Source organism: Rhodococcus ruitaii, assembly GCF_055230935.1.
The window spans coordinates 23312-40270 of sequence record NZ_JBUYWC010000017.1; the positions used below are offsets into that span (position 1 = coordinate 23312).

Genomic DNA, 16959 nt, shown 5'->3' on the forward strand with positions numbered 1-16959 from the left:
GGGGAATATTTCAGTGTGGGACCTGCGCCGATGGATCACAACTCGAAGAGGGTCTGACCCCAGTACTCGTTCTCCCGTGGCCCCGGTGGGCACGCGAACACTGCCGACCCGACGTGCTGGATGTATTCGTTGAGTGCGTCGGACCGGGCGAGTGCGAGCTGCATCGGCACGAACTGGGTCTGTGGGTCGCGGCAGAAAGCGATGAAGAACAACCCGGCATCGAGGTGCCCGAAGCCGTCCGACCCGTCGGTGAAGTTGTAGCCGCGGCGCAGGATCCGAATCCCGCCGAGATGCTGCGCGGACGCGAGTCGTACATGCGCGGTGGCGGGGACGAAGGGACCGTCCGGACCGTTGGATTCGAGGTCGAGTTCGTCGAACTCATGGGTTCGTCCCAGCGGTGCGCCTTCACGTTTGTCTCGCCCGATCACGGCTTCCTGCTCGCCCAGCACCGCACGGTCCCACTGTTCGATGAGCATTCTGATGCGCCTGGCCACGAGGTAGGTGCCGCCGCCGAGCCATGGCTGATCGTCGGTGGGAGCGACCCACACCGATTCGTCGAGAGCAGCAGGATCCTCGGCTTTGAGGTTGTTCGTCCCGTCCTTGAATCCGAACAGGTTCCGCGGCGTCGTCTGAGATGTCGACGTCGACGAGGTCCGTCCGAACCCGAGTTGTGACCAGCGCACCGATGCTGTCCCGAACGCGACGCGCGCGAGATTGCGGATGGCGTGCACCGCGACCTGTGGGTCGTCTGCGCAGGCCTGGACGGCGATGTCCCCACCAGTTCGGCTCACGTCGAGATTGTCCGCCGGGAAATGCGGCAGGTCTTCCAACGCTGCTGGTTTGAGGTGTGATAGCCCGAACCGGTCGTCGAACAGTGACGGCCCGAATCCGATGGTGAGGGTCAGGTGAGATGGGCCGAGGTCGAGTGCTTCACCGGTATCGCTCGGTGGACGATAGGTCCCGTCGCCCGTCGCGCCGTTCTCCGTGGCCTCGAGGCCGGCGGTCATCCGCTCGGCCATCGCTGTCCACGTCACCAACAACGCGATCAACTCGTCACGGTCGTCGGTGGTGACATCGAACGCAACGAAATGCAGACGGTCCTGGGCAGCAGTGGATATTCCAGCTTGGTGATCGCCTCGGAATTCGACCACACCATCGGCAGGGGCCGAGCTGGGTGCGGTGGCCCGGCCGGCCATCGCACCTACTCCCGCGAGAACTGCTCCGGCCCCGACCGCCCCGAACAGTCGTCGGCGCGAGATTCCCGGATGGGCATCGGGATCGGGGGTGACTGGGTGCTCGGTCACTGTCCGGAAGCCTCCGCGACGACCCCCTGGACCTTGCTGACCTCGGCCGACAGTGCATCGATCAGACGGGACAGCTCCTGGCGTTGCGGTTCGGTGACCGTGTCGTATGACACGAACCCGTCGCCTTCCCGGTACTGCTGCAGGGCAGTATCGAGGTCTGCGAACCGGGCGTCGATCGTGGGCCCGAACTCGGGGTCCTGATCGTCGAGGATCGGACGCAGCACGGCGATCGCAGCCTGCGATCCGTCGACATTGGCCTGGAAATCGTAGAGGTCGGTGTGGGAGAAGATGTCTTCCTCTCCGGTGATCTTCGATGTTGCGACTTCATCGAGAAGTCCCTGCGCATCCCCTGCGATGCGGGTGGGATCGATCGAGTAGTCCTCGGCGTTCACCAGATCGGACAGCTCGCCGATGTCGGCGACGAGTTGGTCGGCGACGGCGTTCGTGTCGGGTTGGAGCCCGTCGACCCACAGGTCTTTCTCGATGCGATGGAAGCCCGTCCATTCCTGCCCGGGTTCGAGGTCGGCCTCGCGCAGGTCGAGTCGCGGATCGAGGTCGCCGAAGCTTTCCGCCTCGGGCTCGATGCGTTCGTAGTAGGTGCGGGTGAGCGGGAACATCCGCTTGGCTTCGTCGACGTCGCCGGTGGTGACCGCGGCGACGAATTCGCCGGCGGTAGTCACCAGCGCCTCCGTCTGGCTGCGGATGTATCGGCGGTAGCCGTCGGCGGCCTCGGCGAGTGCGCCGTCTGCATCGGCCGCGGCCAGAGAGTCGCCGGTGACGGTGAAAGGCTGACGGATGCCGTCACCGACCATGCCCGGCCGGCACGACACTTCGTAGTCGCCTGGTTCGGGAATATTGACGATGAGTTGCCGCGTCAGACCCGGCCCGATGTTCTCGACCTCACCCATTGCCCGATCGCCCGCCGCGAACACGTAGAACTCGGTGACCTTTGCCCCGTTGTTGGTGATGGCGAACGTCGAATGACCGGTGACGCCCTCGGCCGACGACACGTCGCATGACGTGTCGGTGGCGGTCACCGCGATGGCGTCCACGTCGGAGGACGCCTTCTCCGTGCATCCGGCGAGGACCAGCGGCAGCAGGGCGGCAACCCCGATGCAGTAGAGGGAACGGCGCATTTTCGTACCTTTCGAGCGGCAGCGCACGCGGATCGTGTGCGTGAGTATCAGGAGGTTGCAGTGGCCTGTGACGGGCGCATCTGCGGCTCGGCAGCAACCGGCCTCAGGAAAAGGAAAAGGACGACTATCAGGTAGAGGAGCCATGCGGAGAACTGCAGGACTGTCGGATCGGGGCGGATGTTGAAGATGCCCCCCAGGATCGTTCCGTACCAGCTGCCCGCGTCGTACCGCTCGGATAGGTCGAACGCGAGTGACGTTCCGCCTGGCAGTACGCCGCCGATCTGCAGTGCGCGCACGCCGTAGGAGAGGATCCCTGACGCGACGACCACGAGAAATACTCCGGTGAACGTGAAGAACTTCGCCATGTTGATTCGGACCGCGCCGAGATACATCAGGACGGTCACCACGGCAGCGACGGCAATGCCGAGCAGTAGACCCACGAGCGGCCAGGGGCTGCCAGCGGTGTTCTCGGCATACCCGACCATCAGCAATGCGGTTTCGAGACCCTCACGTCCGACCGCGAAGAACGACAGGGAGAGCACGGCAACGGGGCCGACGACCAGTGCTTTCTCCATCCCTGATCTGAGCTCGCCGGAGATGCTCCGGGCGGCTCTACGCATCCACAACACCATGGTTGTGACGATCACGACCGCGATGAGAGACGCGATGCCCGCAGCGATCTCAGCGGCCAGACCGTCGAGCGTGTTCGTCCCGAAATGAATGATCAAGAAGGTGGCGGCCACCAGTGCGACAGCGACTCCGACACCGAGCCACACCCACTTGAGAGCGTCTCGTCGTTCGGATTTGACGATGAACGCCACGAGAATCATGACGACGATGCCGGCTTCGAGGCCTTCGCGGAGACCGATGAGCCCGGACCCGACGAGCTGAGTGGCAATGGACGGTGCATCGGAGCCTGCAGCCAGAACGGACATGGGCAACTCCCGTACTAAGGTGAGCCGACCCTCAGTGAGTCGTGCGGAGAAGAACATACACCCGATTCGGGGGTGCCGGGGAGGGTCTTACGGGCCATTACCTGCGCATTACCGAATTGGAGAATTCCCTTACCGATGGTCCATCTGCCACGACGATCGATCTACCGGCCGACCGGGGACGTTCGGGGCCCCGCGCGCGGAGGGCTGGCAGACTGGGCACAGTGAAGGCGGCAACCAGAACCAAGGTCAGAGGCCCACTTCGGCCACCGGAGCTGGCCGCTGCAGCGGTGTTCGGTGCGCTCACCGCGGTGTTGTCGGTGGTCGCGGGCCTGATCCCGGTCGGCGTCGCGCAGGTCCTGGTGGCGCTGCCCGTCGCGTTCCTCGCCATCGCGGGTCGCGTGCGCACCGTCCTCGCCGCCACCACTGCGGCGGGTGTGGTGGCGCTGATCGCCGGTGGGCCGATCGCGGTGGCGGCAGTGATATTGCTTGCGGCGATCGGCACGCTCGTGGGGTTCGCCCAACGCCGCTGGGGACGATCGGCGGTGTTCGTGATCTTCGCCTGCTCGGTGCCGATGGGTCTGGCGGTGGCGGCAGCGGTCGTCGGGCTGCTGGTTCTGTTCGAGCGGACACGTGAGCTGCTGCTCGAGGCACTGGTCAACACCATGCGCGGCATGCTTACCGCGTTCGAGGCCGCCGGGTCTGGTCCGGAACTGAGCCGTGTGGTGAACGAGACCATCGAGTTCCTCGTGACCTACTGGTGGCTGTGGATCGGCAGCGCCGTCGTCCTCGGCGTGGTCGGGACGGCATTGCTGTCGTTCGGGATCTTCGCGTCCGTCGCGCAGCGCACCACCTGGCCTCGGCAGCAAGCAGAATGGCCCGAACGGACCACCACACGTGAGCCCGGCCCGCTGCCGGTGAAGCTGAACTCGGTCTCGTACCGTTACCCGGTCGCGACGGCCGACGCACTGTGCGACGTGAACCTGACGATCACCGACGGTGAGTTCGTCGCTGTCGTCGGCGCCAACGGTTCCGGCAAATCGACGCTTGCACGCATCCTGGCGGGCCTCGATCCGACGTCGGGATTCGTCGACCGACCGGGCCCGGTCGGTCTCGGCGCAGCGGACGGAACAGTGCTGGTCTTCCAGCATCCCGAAGCGCAGGTGCTCGGCCGCACGGTCGGGGAGGACCTGCGCTGGGGAACGAGCAGCGACATCGACATCGACGCCGTGCTGGCCCGCGTCGGACTCGAGGGCATGGCAGACCGTGCCACCGAAGACCTGTCCGGCGGACAACAGCAGCGACTGGCATTGGCTGCCGCACTCGCGCGAGAGCCGAAGCTGCTCATCGCCGACGAGATCACTGCGATGGTCGACGCCGACAGCCGCACCGCGCTGATCGGCCTGCTCGGGGAGATCGCCGCCGGTGGCACCACCGTCGTTCTCATCACCCACCTCGATGACGAGGCCGCGCGTGCCGACCGCGTCATCCATCTCGATCGGGGCCGTATCGTCGCGCCACCGCCTCGGGAACCGCGTCGGGTGCCGCTCAACGCCGCACCGCCGGCGCACTGGCTCCCGGTGCTCGAACTCCGCGACGTCACCCACACCTACGCGGCTCGCACACCGTGGGCACACACCGCTCTGCGCGACGTGTCGCTGACCGTCGGTCGCGGGGAAGGGGTGTTGGTGGTCGGAGCCAACGGATCGGGAAAAACCACGCTGGCGTGGACCATCGCGGGTCTGTTGCGACCGACGAGCGGTACATGCACCGTGCACGACACTCCCACCGCGAACGTGCGAGGCGAGGTAGGACTCGTATTCCAGCAGGCGCGGCTACAGCTGCAGCGCCCCACGGTGGCGCGGGAGATTTCCGAGGTTGCGGGCCTCCGCGACACCGACTACCAGTACGTCGCCGCTGTCCTGAAGCGGGTGGGACTGAGCGTCGACCTCGCGGTTCGGCCCATCGATCAACTCAGTGGGGGCGAGATGCGGCGCGTCGCGATCGCGGCGCAACTGTCGCGGGCACCGAGGGTGCTGGTGCTCGACGAACCACTCGCCGGTCTCGACGCCGCGGGCAGACGCGAACTCCTCTCGATCCTCGTGCATCTGCGGACTGTCGAGCACGTCACGATCATTGTCATCTCCCACGACCTGCACGGCATGGAAGAGGTGTGCTCGCGCACCGTGGTACTCGAGGACGGCACCGTCGTCGACGACGGAACGAAGGCGGTCGCGTGATGAACAAGCAACATCAGCGTCGCCCCCTGATCCTGCTGCGACCGGTTCCGCGCGAGACGCCCCTGCACCGCGTGTGGGCAGGCACGAAGGTACTTGCTGCCGCGGTGCTGTCGGTAGTGGTGAGTTTCCAGCCGTCGTGGGTCGGACTGGGCGTCATTGTTGCGGTGCTCGTCGCAGGGCTGCTCGTTGCGCGGATTCCGCGCGGCGTGGTGCCGACCATCCCCTGGTGGGTGTTCGCGTTCTTCGCCTTCTTCGGCGTCATCAATGCGGTCGGCGGAGGCGTCGACGCGTACATCCGGGCGACGCTGTTCGGTTTCGCGCTGTTGGTCCTTGCGTCGCTGGTGGGGTGGACGACGCGGTTGTCGGACCTGGTCGAGGCGCTACCCGTCCTGCTTGCGCCTTTGCGGGTACTGCGTGTTCCTGTCGACGAATGGGTGACCACCTGCGCATTGGCGCTGCGCGTACTGCCATCGATCCGCGGGGAGCTACGCATGTTGTTCGCGGCCCGACGCCTGCGCGGGCGGGCCGGCATACCGTCGCCGCGGGGCTCATGGAACGAGGTCGTCGATGCGGTGGGCGCGGTGGCGTCGGTATCGATGCGCCAGGTGCGCGACCTCGGTGAGGCGCTGTCGGTGCGGGGGCCTCGACCCGTTGTGCGGGCACGCCCGCGTCTCGGGGTGGGTGATCTGGTGGTGGTGCTCGTCGTGGTCGCGGCGTGCGTCGTAGTGACGGCTCTGGGGTGAGGAAAGCTCGAGTGTGACGATAGCGTGAGCGATGTGCGTTGGGTCCTGCACGTCGACCTCGACGAGTTCCTCGCCGCCGTCGAAGTGCTCCGACATCCCGACCTCGCCGGAAAGCCGGTGGTGGTCGGCGGTCGCGGCGACCCCACCGAACGCGGCGTGGTGTCGACCGCCTCGTATGCGGCCCGCACATTCGGAGTGCGATCGGGCATGCCGTTGCGGGTCGCGGCCCGGAAGGTCCCCGACGCCGTGTTCCTTCCCGTCGACGCCGATGTGTACAACGAGGTGTCGCGCAAGGTGATGGACACCCTGCGAGGGGTGGGCGCCACGGTGGAAGTACTCGGGTGGGACGAGGCGTTCCTCGGGGTGGAGACCAGCGATCCCGACATGTTCGCCACGGTGGTGCGGCGGTCGGTGCTCGACGCGACAGGTCTGCACTGCTCGGTGGGGATCGGCGACAACAAGCTGCGCGCGAAAATCGCGACCGGATTCGGTAAACCCCGGGGCCAATTCACCTTGACCCGCGACAACTGGTTCTCGGTGATGGGAGACCTGGGCCCGATCGCGTTGTGGGGGATCGGGTCGAAGACCGCGAAGAAGTTGGATGCCATCGGGATTCGCACGGTCCGCGAGTTGGCGTTGTCCTCTGTCGACGACATGGCGTCGAGATTCGGTCCGAAGACCGGACCGTGGCTCGTGGCGCTCGGTAGGGGCGCGGGGAGTGCGGAGGTATCGGGCGAACCGTGGGTTGCGCGGTCGCACAGCCGCGAAACGACGTTCCAGCACAACCTCACCGACTGGGCGGAGGTCGCCGAGCACGTGCTGCGGTTGGCCGAGCGGGTCACCGAAGATATCCGAGCCGAGCGAAGGCCGGGTGTTCGGGTGGCGGTGAAAGTCCGGTACGCACCGTTCACCACCCACACCACCAGCCGCGCGCTGCCGGATCCGACGCTGGATCCCTCGGTGATCTCCGCGGCAGCGGTGTCGCTGCTCGAACGGTTCGATCACGACCGGCAGGTGCGGCTGGTGGGGGTGCGGGTGGAGATGACGGACAGCGGGTGACTACCCGCCGGCGCCGTAGAACCGGTCGACACGTACTCGCAATACGAGTCGTTGTTCATCGACCATGGCCGCGCGGAACTCGTCCCAATCGGGATGCTCACCCTGAACCGTCCGGTACAGGGTGACGAGTTGCTCGGTCGCATCATCGTGTGGAGTGCGTGCAACCTCGGACAACTCGGCATTACCTTCGGCGACCGCGTACGACCAACCGTCGTCGGAGTCCTTGAACAGACTCACCCGCGAGTCGCGCCGGATGTTCCTCGTTTTCGCGCGGGTGTCGGTGATCGAGATGGAGAATGTGTGCGTTCGGTGATCGTAGTGATAGAGGATGTTCGAGATCTGTGGTCTCCCTGCGCGTTTGAGGGTGACGAGTGCGGCGACCCCGGTATTGCCGAACAACGCTTCGAGCGTGGACTCATCAGCTGCCATGGCGTCAGGATACGTGGATCGAATGTGACTGTCATACAGCAGAAATGCTCGAATGTGTGTCTCAGGCGCCGCGAAGGTTTATTCTCGACTGTGGGTCGGGTCCCGATGTCGCGACATGAGGCAGCCATGGCTGAGAACACCGTGAACAAGGCCGCTCAACCTCCGGGGCGGGGTCGGGCGGCGTCGACTCTCGACAAGATTTTCGACGGACCGTTGGCAGGCCTGGCGCCCTGGATCTTCCTCGCAGTTTTCGAAGGACCCGGCAGCACCGGCTGGGTCTCCGCCGTAGCGCTTGCTATTTCGGTGTTCTTCGTCGTGTTCGACAGGATCCGAGGCAAGCAACTGAAGATTCTCGGGGCCGTCGACGTCCTATTCTTTGCGGGTCTGTTCATCCTGCACTTCTTCTTGACCGTCGACGGCCAGGTGTGGTTGGAGAAGTGGATAGGTGAGATCGCGAATATCACCCTGGTCCTCATTGCTGTCGGATCCATCCTGTTTCGGGTGCCCTTCACCCTTCAGTACGCCCGCGACATGGTCGAACCGGAGTACTGGAATACCCCGCTGTTCGTGAAGACCAACTATGTCATCACGGGAGCGTGGGCCGTGGCGTTCGCTGTGGCGGCGGCGGCGGGGTGGTACGGCGATGCGATTCTCGACGACAACAACAATATCTGGACCGGGTGGGTGCTGCAGACCGGAGCGATGTTGTGTGCGATCAAGTTCACCGATTGGTATCCGGATCATGTCCGCGCGAAGGCGATAGCCGAGCATGAGCACGCCGAGCAGAGTGAACCCGGGAACGACCCTCGCGGTGAGCCCGCCTGACCACCGGTACCGTCAGAGTCCGTAGCGCCGGGCGAAGGCCGCGGGTGTCATGCCGACGACCTTCGCGAAGTCGCGCACGAAATGCGGCTGATCGGCATACCCGAGGAGCGTGGCCATCTCGGCGAGCGGTGTCCGGCGCTCGCGTAGCCGTCCGGCTGCCTCTTGAAGGCGGCGGCGCTGGATCAGCCATTTCGGTGTCAAACCGGTCCGTCGATGCACGAGCCGCTGCAGCGCCCGTTCCGATAGTGCGAACTGGTTTCGTACCTGCTCGACACGCAGGACGTCGGGATTGTCTTCGACGAACGCCACCACCTCGTTGATCAGACGTCCTTCGTCGTCGATGGTGGACAACGGACGGAGCATGTCGTCGAACAGATCCATCGCGACGCGATGAGACTCGGGGGAGCGAGGAACCGAGGCCATCGCCGCGCGGATGTCGCCGGTGAGCACGGTTCCGCTGTCGCCGAAAACCTCGGTGAGGTCGATGAATCGATCGGTGAATGCCGCGACCGGTTTGTGTGTGAGCAGGTGACCTGCAGCCGGGGTGAACATCACTCCGACGGCCCACCCGTCGCCCGCGAGGGTGGTGCGGGACAGCCCCGACGCCACGCCGTAGAAGCGCGCGTAGTCTTCCGTGATCACCGCCAGGCATACCGGGTACTGCAATACGCGTTGTACTGAGTTTTCGCCGTCGGGTACCGACCACACCGGAATCCAGTATCGGCGCATCAATGCTGCAAGGTCGGGTGAGGCGGGATACCGGAAGACTCGGTTCGAAGAGTCGGTCGGATCGTTCAGGTGGGCGCGTTCGATCGGCTGACGTTCCGAACCGTCGACCGGATCGGTGTCGGGTTTCATCAATACCCCGCCCTTCCGCAGGAATACAGTCGAGACATGACTACAGCCCCCATCAATACAACAGCACTCCGACACGAAGAAGCGACCAAGCCGCTCACCACGGTGATCGACGCGGTCGAACGGGCCGCGTGGGAGACCCAGTCGCCGTGCGAAGGGTGGTCGACACGCGACGTCGTCGCCCACATCGTCGATACCCAGCGCGACTTTCTCGCTGGACGCGGAGTCGACCTCGGCGACCGTCCCGACCTCGACGACCCCGCTGCCGGGTGGCGCGAGCACACCGCTCGCGTTGCGGCGGTGCTGACCGATGACGACCTCGTCGGTACACCGTACGAGGGATACTTCGGACCCACGACGCTCGGAGCAACGTTTGCGCAGTTCTATATCTGGGATCTGCTCGTGCATCGGTGGGACATCGCGCACGGTGCCGGGATCCCGGTGGCCTACACCGATGCCGAACTCGACCGGATCGAAGCCGGTGCCGACAGCTTCGGCGACTCCCTCTACATGGACGGTGTGTGCAAATCCGGTGTGGACGTCTCGTCCGGCGATCGCCAGTCGCGAATCCTGGCGCGGTTGGGACGTCGCGTGTGAGGGATGACGCTATCGTCGGCCTATGACCGAGCGGATCGCTGTTGCCGACGAAGTGCGTGCTGCCGTCGCGGCCGGCAGCCCCGTTGTGGCGCTCGAATCGACAATCTTCACGCACGGACTGACGCGGCCGCGCAATCTCGAAGTGGCGTTCGAGGCGGAACGGTTGCTGCGAGGCGCGGGCGTCACCCCTGCAACGATCGGCGTGGTCGCGGGTGCGCCCACCGTGGGCTTGTCGCCCGACCAGATCGAGATGATCGAGGCATCGGATTCGGGGACGGTGAAGACCGGGATTCGCGACCTGCCGGTGGCAGCGGCGAAGGGTCTGCACGGCGGGACGACGGTGGCGTCGACGGCGTTGCTCGCGCAGCGTGCGGGGATCGAGGTGTTTGCGACCGGCGGTCTCGGTGGTGTCCATCGCGGTGCGGCGACGACGTTCGACGAGAGTGCGGATCTTGTTGCTCTGTCGTCGATTCCGATCCTGATCGTCAGTGCGGGAGTGAAGTCCATCCTCGACGTGCCTGCCACACTCGAACGGCTCGAAACGCTCGGCGTGATCGTGCTCGGATATGGCACCACCTGCTTCCCGGGCTTCTACGTGCGCGACAGCGGATGCGTGGTCGATGCGGTGGATTCACCGGAGGCCGCGGCAATGGTGGCCCGTGCCCGCGACGATCTTGCCTTGCGGTCTGCGGTCCTCATCGCGAATCCGGTCGCTGCGGACAAACAGGTCGACCCTGCCCTGCACGATCGCGTGCTCGCCGACGCGGAGCGGGAAGCAGCGGCTGCGGGTGTCCGGGGTAAGGATCTGACGCCGTTCCTGCTCGACCACATGCACCGCGGCACAGAAGGTGCCACCCTCGACACGAACGTTGCGGTGTATCTGGGGAACGTGCAGGTCGCGGCGGAGATCGCGACAGCCTTGCTGAGTGCGTCCTGACGGAAGGTGCTCGCCGTGCGTGTCGCTTGCCGGCGCGCGCCATTCCTGACGATGGCTGTTGTCATCTGCCCACCCTCGGGCCGGTGTCAGTGTAGGTGGCCGCGATCCCCGAGGGTACGCAGCGTGCGGTTGTGGAAGACGTCGTCCTGCTCGAGTACCGTGATGCTGCCTGGGTCGGCGCGATAGGCCACATACGCGCATGCGCTGACCGGAAGTCGCTGCCAGGCGGCAATGACCCAACTGAGCGAACCTCCGTGGGTGACGACAATGCGATGTTCCGTGTTGTCGGTGGTGATTCGATCCATGGCTCGGTAGACGCGAGTGACACATTCGAGCTTGGTCTCCGCTCCTTCGATTCCTTCGTCGTGATCCAAGCGTTCTCCGACAGCAGGCGGAGCGACGAAATGGGTGTCGAGCCACGCCTGCGGACGCCCACCCGCAACGCCGTAGGACTTCTCGCGTAGGTCCGGAAGAAGGACGGGTTCGACGTCGAAAACATCTGCGAGAGGGCCCGCGGTCTCGGTCGTACGGGCGAGATCCGACGTGTAGAGAGCCGGAGTCGAACCGGTGGGAATGAGTTCCCGCAGTCGTGCAGCGATCGCATGCGCGTGGATCACTCCGCGAGGGGTGAGCGCGGAGTCGTACCAGCCGCCGACGAGACCGTCGACGTGATGGGTCGCTTCGGGGTGCGTGATGACGTAGATGCGCTCGCTCATCGGGCAGACCGGTTCCCGAGAAACGGCGCTGCACTCGGAGGCAGTGGCTCGGCTGTTCTCCGGTAGAGCTCGGCAGGCCTCCCCGCGCCTTCGTGACTGAATTCGCCGGTGGCGTGGAGACCATGCGACAGGTGGCGTCGGAAGGTGTCCTTCGGGAATTTGCGTCCGTAGATCATTTCGTAGAGGCGGCGCAGCTCGAGGATGGTGAACTCGTCGCCGATCAATCCCGACGGATCGACCGCCATCGCGTAGCGGCGACGCAGATCGTCGACGGCGAGGTCGACGACCTCGGAGTGGTCGAACGCGAGCTCACTCGTGTTGTCCACGGGCACCAGCTGAGCTCCGGTGGGGAAACGCTCGAATGGCACGGCTGCGCTGTGGGCCATCGACAGAACCCAGCCGCGGTCGTCGCGGTCGGGGTCGTCGAGCATCGCCATCTGATGGAACTCCACGCTGTCGAGTCCCGCCTTGTCGTGGAGCGCACGACGTGCGGCGTCGGCAAGACGTTCGCCGGGATGCAGGAACGTCCCGGGCAGCGCGTGCCCCCGTGGGTGGTCGACCACCAGCACTTTCACGGTCTCGTCGACGACGGTCAGCACGGCTACGTCGACGGCGACCGAGGGGCGCGGATAGTCGGTGAGGGGCTTGCTCGGTGACCCCGGATTCGTGCTCACCTGGTTATTAAATCAAACATGCGCTAACTTAATTAGCGCAATATTGAGCAAAGGGGAGTAGATGAAACTGGACGCGCAGCAGAAGGATCGTGCAGCCGGAGTGCTCGTGGCCACTGCCGCGGGCGATGCGCTCGGTGCCGGATACGAATTCTCCTATCCGCGACCGGATGCAGCGATCGACATGATCGGTGGCGGGCTGGGTCCGTTCGCGCCGGGGGAGTGGACCGACGACACATCGATGACCCTCGCGATCGCCGAGGTCTCCGCCTCGGGACTGCCGGTCGGGCACGGAGACGGACTCGATGCGGTGGCCGCGCAGTTCGTGCGCTGGTACGACACCAGACCGAAGGACATCGGCAACCAGACCGCCGCGGTGCTCTCGGCGCGACCCGCCTCGGCGGCTGCGATGCGCCAGCGTGCCCGAGGCATTGCGGGCCGGAAGGCGGGCAACGGATCGCTCATGCGTACCGCGCCCGTCGGCATCGCCTACCTGTACGACGCCGACGCGTGTGTCGCAGCGGCCGCCGAGATCAGCGCCCTGACCCACGACGACCCCCAGGCCATCGAAGCATGCAGACTCTGGTCGTACGCGATCCGTCACGCAGTGCTGCACGGCAACTTCGACGGTGCCCGGCTGTATCTCGACCGGCTGTCCGCGGAGGAAGCCGATCGCTGGGGAGGGATCCTCGACGAGGCCGAGAAGGCGGAGACTGCCACAGTGTTCGACAAGAACGGCTGGGTTGTGCACGCGCTTCAGGTTGCGTGGTGGGCGATCACCCACACCGACGCATCCGGACCGGGTCACCTCGTCGACGCACTCGAGGCCGCAGTGCGCGCGGGCGGCGACACGGACACCACTGCAGCAATCGCCGGCGGGTTGCTCGGCGCCCGCTGGGGCGCGTCGGCCGTGCCGGAACAATGGAAGCGGATGCTCCACGGATGGCCCGGATACCGCGTCGACGGCCTCATCGAGCTTGCGCGGAAGACAGCGGCGAACGCGGTGGACTAGGGATCCTGGTCAGGAGGGTGCCTGGTCGTCAGGTTCCACCTTCTCGGTCTTCTCGCGGTCGGTGGGATTCCCCGGTACGCCCTCCTCGTCCCGTTCCTTCTTGACGTTCTCTTCCATGTCGTCGAGGAGCTGGGACAGGTTGTCGCCGGTCAGGTCATTCTCGTGTGCACGTCGATCGGGATCGGACATTGGGTCTTCCTTTCGTCGTGCGGGCCTTTCTTCTGGCGGTACCCGAACCGGCGGGACGGGAAACCCGCATCACAACCGAGTCGGTGCCTTCCCGTCGAGGAACTGCGCGGAGAGCGAGGCCGGCATCGGCTCGTGCCGCAGATATCCACGAGCGAAGTCGGCGGTGCCCTGGGTGATCGCGCGCAGGTCGATCGGGTAGCGGCCGAGTTCGAGCTCGGGAACCTCCGCTCGCAGCAGTGCGACCCCGGGTGCGGGGGATTCTGTGCCCAGCACCCGGCCGCGTCGCGCGGACAGGTCGCTCAACACCGACCCGAGATGTTCCTCCGGCACCGTCACCCGTACCGCGGCAACCGGCTCGAGCAGCCGGGTCTCACCGTGGGATGCAGCATCGCGGAGCGCCAGACCCGCGGCGGCCTGGAACGCGGCGTCCGACGAGTCCACCGAGTGTGCCTTGCCGTCGACGAGCGTGACCCGCACATCCACCATCGGATTGCCTGTCGCGACACCCTTGGCGGTCTGTGCCCGCACGCCTTTCTCCACGGATGGGATGAACTGCCGCGGAACCGCGCCTCCGACCACACGTTCCTCGAACACGACCCCGCTACCCACCGGGAGGGGTTCGATCTCGAGGTCGCACACCGCGTACTGGCCGTGTCCGCCCGACTGCTTCACCAGACGACCGTGTCCCGAGGTCGAGGCCGCGAACGTCTCGCGGAGCGGAACGCGATGCTCGACGAGATCGACCTGAACGCCGTGTCGGTTGCGGAGCCGGTCGACGACCAGCTCGGCGTGCGCCTCGCCGGTGCACCACAGCACGACCTGATTGGTGTCGGGATTCTGCTCCACCCGCACAGCCGGATCTTCGGCCGTCAACCGTGCCAGGGCCTGGGACAGTTTGTCGTCGTCGGTGCGTGTATGCGCCTCGATCGCCAGGGGTAGCAGTGGTTCGGGAGTCGGCCACCGCGCCAGGTCGGCGGGATGATCGGGGTCGTGGAGGGTGTCGCCGGGGCTTGCGGTCGCGAGTTTGCCCACGCACACGAGGTCACCGGCCACTGCCTCGCCGACGGGTCGCTGCTGTTTGCCGAACGGATTGGTGAGCGCCGGTATCCGTTCGGTCGACTGCTCGTTTCCGGTGAGCCTGGCTGTCGTGTCCGGTCGTAATGTGCCGGCGTAGACCCGTGTCAGGCTGATCCGGCCCACATACGAATCTCCGGTCACGCGCACGATCTGCGCGACGAGCGGTGCGTCGGGGTCGCATGGCGGAGCGTCCCGCAGTCGGTGGGTGGGGTCGGGGAATCCCGTGACGATCAATTCGAGCAGTTCGACCGCTCCGATGCCGCTCTCAGTCGCTGGTATCGCGGGGTGCATTGCGCACGAGAGTATTTCGCGGGTGAGACCTTCCTGCAGGGACTCCGGGTCGAGGGCTTCCCCGGAAACGAACCGTTCCATGAGTGTGTCGTCCTGCCCGGAGATCGCTTCGACGAGGCTCTCGCGTGCGGTGTCCGAGACCGGGCACGGGCCGGGCTCACCGTAGCTGCGGCCGGTCAGCAAACCTACCGACCCGATCGGACGATCCCCGTCGAACACCGGATAGAACAGTGCGCGCACGGTGTCGGGACCGAGCCCGAAGGCGTCGTGGCACTGCTCGAGCAGTTCGTCGTAGCTGTGCCGCGCGATGTCGAGTTTGGTTACCACGATCGCGCGCGGAATCTTCTCCTCGTCGCACTCGCGCCACAACGCGCGCGTCGCTGCAGTGATGGAGTCGGTGGCAGAGACGACGAAGATCGCTGCGTCGGCCGCGTGCAGCCCGGCGCGGAGTTCGGCGTCGAAATCTGGATGGCCGGGCGTATCGATCAGGTTGATCTTGATGCCCTTCCATTCCAGGGGTAATACCGCCAACTGCACCGAACGCCGGTGCTGTTGCTCGATCTCCTCATAATCGGACACCGTGGTGCCGTCGACCACGCGCCCCACACGACCGATCGCGCCCGATGCGAAGGCCAGCGATTCCGCGAGGGTCGTCTTTCCCGTGGCGCTGCATCCGACCACCGCGACGTTGCGAATGTCGGCGGGTGTGTCGGCGATGGGTGCCTGACGGGTACGTGCTGCGGTGCGATCGGACATCGACCTGCTCCTCGTGTCGCTTCCGCCAAGTTTAACCCCGATGCGCTCGTCCGGTTGACGTGATGAGTGGACCACATCAGCGAAATTCTCTGTTGTGGTGGAGTATTCGGCTTTTGTGTACGCGTGGGTCGGCCACTACGAGCGGACCTCGTAGAGATCACTTTCTCACACCGGGCCCTTTGTCACAGTCAGGTTCGGCAATCTGGAGTTCGGTGCCGGGCCCTGCGAAGCGCTACGTGCTGTAGTCGACCGAGGGTCGTCGCGCCAGCTGTGAGGCTGCGCGCTGGAGCATCGCGCGTACGACGATCGAATGCAGGGGTCGAATCGCCGCGAAATAGAGGCGTCCACGGCGGTTGTGTGTCTGCACAATTGTGGTCAGGACGATCCGTCCGGGCTCGCGGCGTACCGAGGCTCGGAAATCCAGGTGGCCGGCATCGGTGCCGAGCAGCACCTCATCGTTGTTCTCCGCGAGGACGGCGAAGGTGTCGGCGCTGCCGCGGTCGATCCCCACAAGTCCGACGAGTTGTTCCCGCAGGGCCATGAGTGCGGCAACCCACGGTGGCAGATCGTCGAAGATCGCCTGTGCCCAGGGGTGCGGATCGTCGGGGGTCTCGCGACGGCGCTCGATCGCGAAGGCGTCGCAATGGTCGACCCGTTCGAGTGCGCCGGAGAGCAGACCGATCTGTGTCGCCTCGGTGGCGTCGGCGCGGGGCCGCTCGAACCAACGCAGCAATCGAGCGTAGGTCGCGGGTTCGGACGGGTGCACGGGCGGCGCGCCCACGGCGGCCTGTAGGCGATCGAGCACCTGCTCGAGGACGGCGTCGTGGGACGGGCGGATCAGCGTATGCCATCCGAGCCAGCCCGCGAGGGTGGTGGTGGCATCCACGTCGTGCCGGACCAGTGAGCGCCGCGGACCGATCGTGGTCACGGTGAATGTGTGGGTACCGGTGACTCCGAGGCCGCCCGGGAAGGCGATTTCGATGATGCGGCCCGGTTCGTAGGCGGTGATCGTGCCGTGGGTGCCGCTCGCGCCGACTGCCACCGGGCCGTCGAACCGCATCGGCTCCCACCGCGGTGGGTAGAGCATGTCGTCGGGTTGGCCGATCGTGGCGAACAGTGGCGCGATCTGCTCCGTGTCGCCGTCGACGACCCGCTCGTGGATGTTGCGGATGCGCATTCCGAGTCCCTCC

Annotated in this window: 17 protein-coding genes; 7 read left to right on the plus strand and 10 right to left on the minus strand. The window is 65.8% G+C overall.

All coding sequences use genetic code 11. The annotated features are described in order from the left end of the window. Positions 1–35: 35 nt before the first annotated feature. From efeB to efeU, 3 genes are read right to left on the minus strand one after another with little or no spacing between them, the layout of a single operon-like run. On the minus strand, positions 36–1304 hold the full coding sequence (efeB, locus tag ACZI8W_RS20830; RefSeq protein WP_463370416.1) for an iron uptake transporter deferrochelatase/peroxidase subunit: 1269 nt from the start codon (positions 1302–1304) through the stop codon (positions 36–38). Continuing rightward, positions 1301–2440: an iron uptake system protein EfeO gene (gene efeO / locus ACZI8W_RS20835; RefSeq protein ID WP_463370417.1), complete on the minus strand. Its 1140-nt coding sequence runs from the start codon at positions 2438–2440 to the stop codon at positions 1301–1303. The genes efeB and efeO overlap by 4 nt, the downstream gene beginning before the upstream one ends. A gap of 47 nt (positions 2441–2487) precedes the next feature. Continuing rightward, positions 2488–3375, minus strand: coding sequence for an iron uptake transporter permease EfeU (gene efeU, locus ACZI8W_RS20840; RefSeq protein WP_463370418.1), 888 nt, complete (start codon positions 3373–3375; stop codon positions 2488–2490). A gap of 221 nt (positions 3376–3596) precedes the next feature. On the opposite strand from efeU, the gene ACZI8W_RS20845 reads away from it, so the two are divergent. Genes ACZI8W_RS20845 through ACZI8W_RS20855 form a run of 3 tightly spaced genes read left to right on the plus strand, consistent with a single transcriptional unit; the run spans position 3597 to position 7414 of the window. Next, positions 3597–5612, plus strand: coding sequence for an ABC transporter ATP-binding protein (locus ACZI8W_RS20845; protein ID WP_463370419.1), 2016 nt, complete (start codon positions 3597–3599; stop codon positions 5610–5612). Beyond that, positions 5612–6355 carry an energy-coupling factor transporter transmembrane component T family protein gene (locus ACZI8W_RS20850; RefSeq protein ID WP_463370420.1) on the plus strand — a complete coding sequence of 248 codons (744 nt, stop codon included), beginning with the start codon at positions 5612–5614 and terminating at the stop codon, positions 6353–6355. The genes ACZI8W_RS20845 and ACZI8W_RS20850 overlap by 1 nt, the downstream gene beginning before the upstream one ends. A gap of 24 nt (positions 6356–6379) precedes the next feature. Further along, on the plus strand, positions 6380–7414 hold the full coding sequence (locus tag ACZI8W_RS20855) for a DNA polymerase IV (RefSeq protein WP_463370421.1): 1035 nt from the start codon (positions 6380–6382) through the stop codon (positions 7412–7414). Here ACZI8W_RS20855 and ACZI8W_RS20860 read toward each other — a convergent pair whose 3' ends face one another. Continuing rightward, entirely contained in the window at positions 7415–7843 is a 429-nt protein-coding gene (locus tag ACZI8W_RS20860; RefSeq protein ID WP_463370422.1) for a PPOX class F420-dependent oxidoreductase, read from the minus strand. 126 nt (positions 7844–7969) lie between these two features. Here ACZI8W_RS20860 and ACZI8W_RS20865 point away from each other — a divergent pair, with 126 nt between their 5' ends. Beyond that, on the plus strand, positions 7970–8668 hold the full coding sequence (locus tag ACZI8W_RS20865) for a hypothetical protein (protein ID WP_463370423.1): 699 nt from the start codon (positions 7970–7972) through the stop codon (positions 8666–8668). Between the two features lie 12 nt (positions 8669–8680). Here the strand turns inward: ACZI8W_RS20865 and ACZI8W_RS20870 are convergent, their stop codons facing one another. After that, positions 8681–9526 (minus strand): helix-turn-helix domain-containing protein, encoded by an 846-nt coding sequence (locus ACZI8W_RS20870; protein ID WP_463370424.1) that lies wholly within the window; start codon positions 9524–9526, stop codon positions 8681–8683. Between the two features lie 36 nt (positions 9527–9562). Here ACZI8W_RS20870 and ACZI8W_RS20875 point away from each other — a divergent pair, with 36 nt between their 5' ends. Both ACZI8W_RS20875 and ACZI8W_RS20880 read left to right on the plus strand, forming a co-directional pair. Next, positions 9563–10120: a maleylpyruvate isomerase family mycothiol-dependent enzyme gene (locus tag ACZI8W_RS20875; protein WP_463370425.1), complete on the plus strand. Its 558-nt coding sequence runs from the start codon at positions 9563–9565 to the stop codon at positions 10118–10120. A 22-nt stretch (positions 10121–10142) separates the two neighbouring features. Further along, on the plus strand, positions 10143–11057 hold the full coding sequence (locus ACZI8W_RS20880) for a pseudouridine-5'-phosphate glycosidase (protein WP_463370426.1): 915 nt from the start codon (positions 10143–10145) through the stop codon (positions 11055–11057). A gap of 86 nt (positions 11058–11143) precedes the next feature. On the opposite strand, the gene ACZI8W_RS20885 is transcribed toward ACZI8W_RS20880, so the two are convergent. Continuing rightward, the gene (locus ACZI8W_RS20885) at positions 11144–11773 is read right to left on the minus strand and encodes a histidine phosphatase family protein (protein ID WP_463370427.1); all 630 of its coding nucleotides are present in this window, start codon (positions 11771–11773) and stop codon (positions 11144–11146) included. Next, a complete protein-coding gene (locus tag ACZI8W_RS20890; RefSeq protein WP_463370428.1) occupies positions 11770–12447 on the minus strand; it encodes an NUDIX hydrolase in 678 nt (225 codons plus the stop codon). The genes ACZI8W_RS20885 and ACZI8W_RS20890 overlap by 4 nt, the downstream gene beginning before the upstream one ends. Positions 12448–12508: 61 nt before the next feature. Here ACZI8W_RS20890 and ACZI8W_RS20895 point away from each other — a divergent pair, with 61 nt between their 5' ends. Then, on the plus strand, positions 12509–13456 hold the full coding sequence (locus ACZI8W_RS20895; RefSeq protein WP_463370429.1) for an ADP-ribosylglycohydrolase family protein: 948 nt from the start codon (positions 12509–12511) through the stop codon (positions 13454–13456). 9 nt (positions 13457–13465) lie between these two features. Here ACZI8W_RS20895 and ACZI8W_RS20900 read toward each other — a convergent pair whose 3' ends face one another. From ACZI8W_RS20900 to ACZI8W_RS20910, 3 genes are all read right to left on the minus strand, one after another. Beyond that, positions 13466–13645 carry a hypothetical protein gene (locus tag ACZI8W_RS20900; RefSeq protein ID WP_463370430.1) on the minus strand — a complete coding sequence of 60 codons (180 nt, stop codon included), beginning with the start codon at positions 13643–13645 and terminating at the stop codon, positions 13466–13468. 69 nt (positions 13646–13714) lie between these two features. Beyond that, entirely contained in the window at positions 13715–15769 is a 2055-nt protein-coding gene (locus ACZI8W_RS20905) for an elongation factor G (RefSeq protein ID WP_463370431.1), read from the minus strand. A 232-nt stretch (positions 15770–16001) separates the two neighbouring features. After that, positions 16002–16946 (minus strand): DUF2867 domain-containing protein, encoded by a 945-nt coding sequence (locus ACZI8W_RS20910; RefSeq protein WP_463370432.1) that lies wholly within the window; start codon positions 16944–16946, stop codon positions 16002–16004. Between the last annotated feature and the right edge of the window lie 13 nt (positions 16947–16959).